We start from the raw sequence: 5,868 nt of genomic DNA on the forward strand, positions 1-5,868 counted from the left end.
GCGTGGCGGGCCACCGATGAGCTGGCGGTGTGCGCATCGTGGATCGGTGAGCACGCCGAGGCGTTCACCCTGTGCCGGCGCCTGGTGGCCCGCCCCGATCTGCCCGACCCGGACCGGCAACGCATTGCGGCCAACCGCGACTTTTCAGTGCCGGCCATGCTCCAAGCGGCCGCACCCTACCCCCAAGCCCTGGTGCAGTCCCTGGCCGCAGGGCCCGCCCAAGGCGAGATCACCGTCAGCCTGATCGCCGGACCCGACCGCCACACCACCGAACAGACCATCAACTCATTTCTGCACTGCTGCCTCGATGTGTCGCGAATCGGACGCTTCGTGGTCCTCGATACCGGCCTGTCCGCCCCCGACCGCGCCACGCTACGCAAACAATACGGATTTCTGCAGTTCGCCCGTCGCCGATCCGGCGACAAACCCGCCCCCCAGCTCGCGCAGTTACGCGCGCAGATCCACACACGGTTCTGGCTGCACCTGGGCGCCGGCTGGCGGTTTTTCGCCCCCGAGAACTACATCACCCGCCTGAGCGCGGTGCTCGATGCCGAACCACAGGTGTTCCAAGTAGGCATCAACTTCACCGACGCAGCCAAACTCACCGGCGCCTGCGCCGCCGAACCGGCGGTACGCCGCTCACCCGACACCGGCCGCTACCTGCTCACCGACGTAATGGCCAGCGGCCCAGCGATGTTCGACACCACACGCCTAGATCAAGCCCACGGCGCGCACAACACCAACCCCGACCCGCCCACCCCACCTAGCCGACCGACCACCGACACCGGCCCGCGCACCGCCAGCCTCGACGAAGTACTCTGCATCTCAGATCTGTACCTCTAGACCTACCGAGGCCTCACCCCGACCTGTGGAAACGTGCCGGCGGTGGACCGTTGAGTTGAGGGCCCCGGCTAGGACATCGTCGGTGGCATGCTGAACGTCTCCATACCCCTCGAACAGGCCAAAAAGCCCTTATAGTGAGGCGCGGTGAGAGGGCGCACAAGTTCGGCTGACTGCAGTGAGGTGACACATGACCGGGAGTATTCCGCCCGGCTCGAATCGCACTTCGACAGCGAACTGCGGTTCGCCCGGAGAAGTGCTGCCCCCCCGGGAGCTTCAGGATTGGGTGGGTGGCGGTGGCCCCGCCGCGTACAAGGCAATCGGCAATCAATTCTTGGGTTACTTGGTTGACCTATGTGGGTTGCAGCCTGGTGATGCAGTGCTCGACGCTGGTTGCGGCTCGGGGCGGATGGCTCTGCCGCTCACCGGCTACCTCAACCGCGAGGGCCGCTACGCCGGCTTCGATGTTTCCCGGTCAGCAATCGCCTGGTGCACGGAGAACATCTCGGGATCACACCCCAACTTCGATTTCGCCCTGGTAGATGTTCAGAACGGAGCGTACAACCCCGCAGGGAAATACAAGTCGTCCGACTTCCGTTTTCCGTATCCCGACGGATCATTCGATGTGGTGTTGCTGGCCTCCTTGTTCACGCACATGCTGCCATCGGACGTGAAGCACTATCTGCACGAGATCGTCCGCGTGCTCAAGCCGGGCGGGCGCAGTCTGAACACCTTCTTCCTGCTCAACGAGGAGTCGTCAGCCCTCATCAAGGAGGGAAAGTCACCTTTCTCCTTCGAGCATGAGATGCCAGGCTACCGAACGACCCACGTCGGAAATCCTGAAGCGGCGATCGCCTACCCGGAAGCCTTCGTGAGGTGGCTGTATGGGGAATGCGGCCTCGAACTTCGGGAACCGCTGCTCTACGGCAACTGGTCCGGCCGAACCGACGGTACAAGCGGGCAGGACGTCGTGATCGCGGTCAAGCCGCGAGCAGAAATCGTATAACCCATCGAGCGGCGCAGCGATTCCGAATTGATTAGAGCCATATGACCGACATCAAACGACCAAAGAATTTTGACGAAGAAGCTTATCTCCGTGAAAACGACGATGCGGCCCAATATGTACGAAATTATCCGGAGAGATGCTATACGGCTGAGGTTTCGAAAGCAGTGCTGTAGGCGCGAGAAGCTGCCTACAGCGGTGGGGTGCCGGCGGTGTCGATGAGCGAAAAGTGCGCTGCCTGGATCTGATGGGCCCGACCGCAAGGGAGCACCGGCGGTGTTCGGCCGGTTCGAGGCCGAACACAACCAGCTGTAGGTCGGCGACGCACTCCATGGGCCTCGGGTCGGGGACCGCAAGACCCTCCGATTCGCCTTCTTCGACGATCACTCCGGCTGTTGGTCGACTACCGGTTCGGGTTCGCCGTACGGCGTTGCTTTGCCGCTTGTCTGTGGATACCGTTTACTACACAATGCGACGCCTGGGTTCACACCGGAAGAGTCGGCCTGGCACCGGCCACCCGCTACCCAACGAAACGGAGACTCAATTGAGTGACCGCGAGAAACTCGTCGACGACCTCGAGACCGAGCTGCTGCGTACGCGGCAGCACCTTGCCATAATCTTACGAGCCGCAGCGCAGCACGCCCTCAAGGCAATCGCCGACCAGGTCGACGGTGGAGGGACGGGCCAACTAGCGGACATCGCCTACGCCTTCGCATGCTTGGAAGGCGCACAGCGCGGCATCCTGCCCGGCACCCCGCCGCCGCCGAAGAATAGCGCCCCGGCGATACCACCAAGACAGCCAACCAGCTCGCCACAGTCAAGCCCGGGTTTACCGTCCGCTGGCGACCCGACCCGCAGGTACTGCTAACGGCCGAGGACCGCCCCGATTTCGCGTCCTGGTTGCGTAGAGCCGGATAAACAGTACTTTTTTGTCGCATCATGAAAAGTTTAAATCAGTACATTTCGCCTCACGTATGTCTTGACCAAGAGAGCCATGGGCGCGAAAGAATCAAACCATTTTATTTAGTACCAGGTTTTCTGCAAACGATGATGTCCTGGTGTGGATTATGGAATTGTTGCGGCGCCTTTGACCATGCCCCTTGAATGATAAACGGCTCAGAAAAACCGACGCTTGCCAATCGCTTGAGGACATCATCCTGAAAATAAGCGACAGCACCCTCCGGAACATCTTTATTATCTGTCCGAGCACCATTGTGTTCAAAAGCAAATTTTCGGCTCGCGCGCCCAGCATTGATCTCACCTAGCGAACGCTCATTGAGCAGAAAGAAGGTCGCAAGCATCTCGCCACCCGGATTCAGCGATTTAAAAATAAACTCAAGCACTTCGTTAATATTTTCGGGAAGCACATGGGTGAATACCGAAAACAAAAAACATGTGTCAAATTTCCTCGCAAGCTTCGTCGATTCAAGCAGGGAAAATCCTTTTCCGCTTTTATTATACATCTTTGAATACAGATCGACATGCATGAATTCAAACTTGTCATTCCCTGAAAATGCTTTCCTGCAATGTTCCAGGCTCGTAAGGTTCGTGTCAATTCCAAGATAGGAACCGTTCTTGAGATACAGAGAAAATGGAATAGCCAGCCTACCTAAACCGCATCCGTAATCAAGGACGTTTGAACCGGGGTTGATCGACGTCATATTTAATAATTGACCAAATTCGATAAAGGACGACTCGAAAAATTGTTGGGTCGATTGAAACGGACCTGAAATGCGTAATAGTTCAAATTCCGGTAACGGTAACTTGCTGACTACAGCACTTTCTCTCACCTGTCTGATTATTTTTTCGTTTTCAATGTATGTCATTGGCTACTCAAACCCCATGTTTAAAACCGAATTATTAATTTAGTTCAGACACCATCTAGTGATGGCTTCCATAACGGTTGGCGAATGCTACCAAATCCGCTTAGGTGGGCGGTACTTCGGTAACTAGCAAGTGATCGCGCCCGCGCTCGAAAATCCTTACATTCAGGCAGCCAGTACAGCGTTGTCTCTCTCATCCAACAAAACTCCTGCCGCTATCCGCGAGCCATATTGGCCGTCAGCTTTCATCAATCAGAGAACCGCAATCCACACTCACTCCGGCAAACGACGACGAGCTTACAACCCAAGATCACCTACACAAAGTCACCTCCAGTCTCTGGTCGCGCGAAAAATCGAGGTTAGAACCACCTACACCGACGCAGCGACAGACTCGCTGGACGCAACTTTGTCGTACAACACCTGGTCAAATTGGAGCAAAGACTCAAGCGCTTCCCGTATGCCGGGGTCGCGGGGGTCAAGCCCGTACTTTGTTTTCGCAACATTTTCGCGAACGTTCACGGCGGAAGCACTACAGTGCTCCAGGCACATCTTTTCAGCCACCTTGGTGAGGAATGACGGGACGCGGTCGCTTCTGCCGATGAGATCGAAGATTTCCAAGTTCCCGATTGCCCCTAGAAGGTCACGTTGCGTGACACGCCCGGTAGGCCCACGTTCGATCTGCCCACGGTCGGTAAGGTAGCGAACTTGACAATTGTCGAAAAGCGACTGGGCTTCACCCGACAACTCGCTGGCCCATTTCTTCAGATGCACCGGGGATCCAAGATCCAGCTTCGCCAAGCACGTTGCTATGTGCTGAATCGCAGTATCATGTCGGTAAAAACGCTCTTTCTCGGCTGGATCGGCCAGTCTACGGACCCACGCGATGTGGGAGATTAGCTGATCAATGGGGTTGCGCAGCATGGTGGTAACAAGTGTGTTTTGTAAAGTCAGCTTATGCCGCAGAGCACGGAGATGTACGTGACCGGAAAGAAATACTTTATCCTTAAATATAGTTTCCGGTCCGGTACCGAACCTCCATTCCGGATTGCTCTCGATATGGGACGCGCACGCGCGCTCACCTAAGCAATCCTCCATGAAGGCGTTTACCGAAGACCCGGCGGTTTTGGGGACGTGTACGAGAAACATCCGTTGGAATGCGTCGCTGCTGCCAAATGAGAGCGAATGCACGGCTCGGACCATACCGCTGGAGTCTGTGAATCTCAATTCCACCTTTTGGCCTAGTCGCACGGTAGCTGGCAGCTCCACATCAAAACCCACATGGCCGTCCGTTTTATCGCCAAAGTGATGCACGACGCCGGGGCGATAGATCTCGCAGCTTGCCACCGCCGCCTCGTGTTCACCTGCAACAACGTGGAGCGTCAAGGGGGTACCTTCAAGATAGGCCCATCCACGGATTTTCACGGAGGCAGCGGGACGTACGATCGCGCACTCGACGGGCTCGTCCAACATGAATAGGTAAGGCGACGCCGGCCGAATAGCCATCTTTGACCCTAGATAGCGCCAGGTTATTGGCCGCTGTTGGGGCAGTTCAGATCTGATCAAAGTAACACCGTACTTTCTCGGCTCGTGAGGGCATCGCCGGTCAGGAACAGCTCAGGCCGTGGCCGCACAGACCGCACGGCCTTCGAAACGACCGTGTTCGAGATAATGCTCCGCGGGATCGACGCGCGCTTGCATGACATCTGGGTGATGGTCCAGATAGAACTTTGCATCGAAGTTTTCGGGCAGCGCCTTGTAGCGCCCTTCACGAAATAATGGAATAGATACTATCTGTTCCGACCACTCGAACTTCTCAGGCTTCTGCAACTGGACAAAAAACTCGGGGCTCCCGTTGTCGTGAAAATCAGCCACATAGAAATCAAGGAGCCCAAAGACGCTCAGCCGGCGGAGAAGATTGCAAAATGACCTCGGGGTGAATACCCAACAATGTACGTCCCGGTACTCGTCAGAATCCAACGCCTCAACTGCTATTCTCAATGCTTCACGCGGATGGTGCAGGTGTGTCAAGTCGTGTGGTTCGATTTTTTCCGCCCAAAACATATCGCCGTTATGGTTGACTACATTAGATAGGAAGTCCAGAATCTGTACGGGCGTTGGCCTTGTTGTTTTCTGCAGCCATGCACCAATCCAATCGGTCGCGGTGGTGAGTCCGCGCAGCCGGTCGAAAATATAACGTTTGTC

4 protein-coding genes and 1 pseudogene are annotated in these 5,868 nt (G+C 56.4%); 2 read left to right on the top strand and 3 right to left on the bottom strand.

The features are described 5' to 3' along the window. Together A5673_RS29590 and A5673_RS16395 are read left to right on the top strand one after the other, a co-directional pair. A pseudogene (locus tag A5673_RS29590) lies at nucleotides 1-843 on the top strand (glycosyl transferase); the annotation flags it as partial. Nucleotides 844-1,126: 283 nt separating this feature from the next. After that, nucleotides 1,127-1,846: a class I SAM-dependent methyltransferase gene (locus A5673_RS16395; protein ID WP_255396647.1), complete on the top strand. Its 720-nt coding sequence runs from the start codon at nucleotides 1,127-1,129 to the stop codon at nucleotides 1,844-1,846. A 1,016-nt stretch (nucleotides 1,847-2,862) separates the two neighbouring features. Here the strand turns inward: A5673_RS16395 and A5673_RS28485 are convergent. The 3 genes from A5673_RS28485 to A5673_RS29595 all read right to left on the bottom strand — a co-directional run. Beyond that, entirely contained in the window at nucleotides 2,863-3,633 is a 771-nt protein-coding gene (locus A5673_RS28485) for a class I SAM-dependent methyltransferase (protein ID WP_197518397.1), read from the bottom strand. A 402-nt stretch (nucleotides 3,634-4,035) separates the two neighbouring features. Next, the gene (locus A5673_RS29155) at nucleotides 4,036-5,049 is read right to left on the bottom strand and encodes a hypothetical protein (protein ID WP_156748302.1); all 1,014 of its coding nucleotides are present in this window, start codon (nucleotides 5,047-5,049) and stop codon (nucleotides 4,036-4,038) included. Nucleotides 5,050-5,280: 231 nt separating this feature from the next. Then, on the bottom strand, nucleotides 5,281-5,868 hold a 588-nt coding region (locus A5673_RS29595), incomplete at its 5' end, for a hypothetical protein (protein WP_197518398.1).

The sequence above is a fragment of the Mycobacterium sp. E3198 genome (genome assembly GCF_001667015.1).
Taxonomy (GTDB): Bacteria; Actinomycetota; Actinomycetes; order Mycobacteriales; family Mycobacteriaceae; genus Mycobacterium.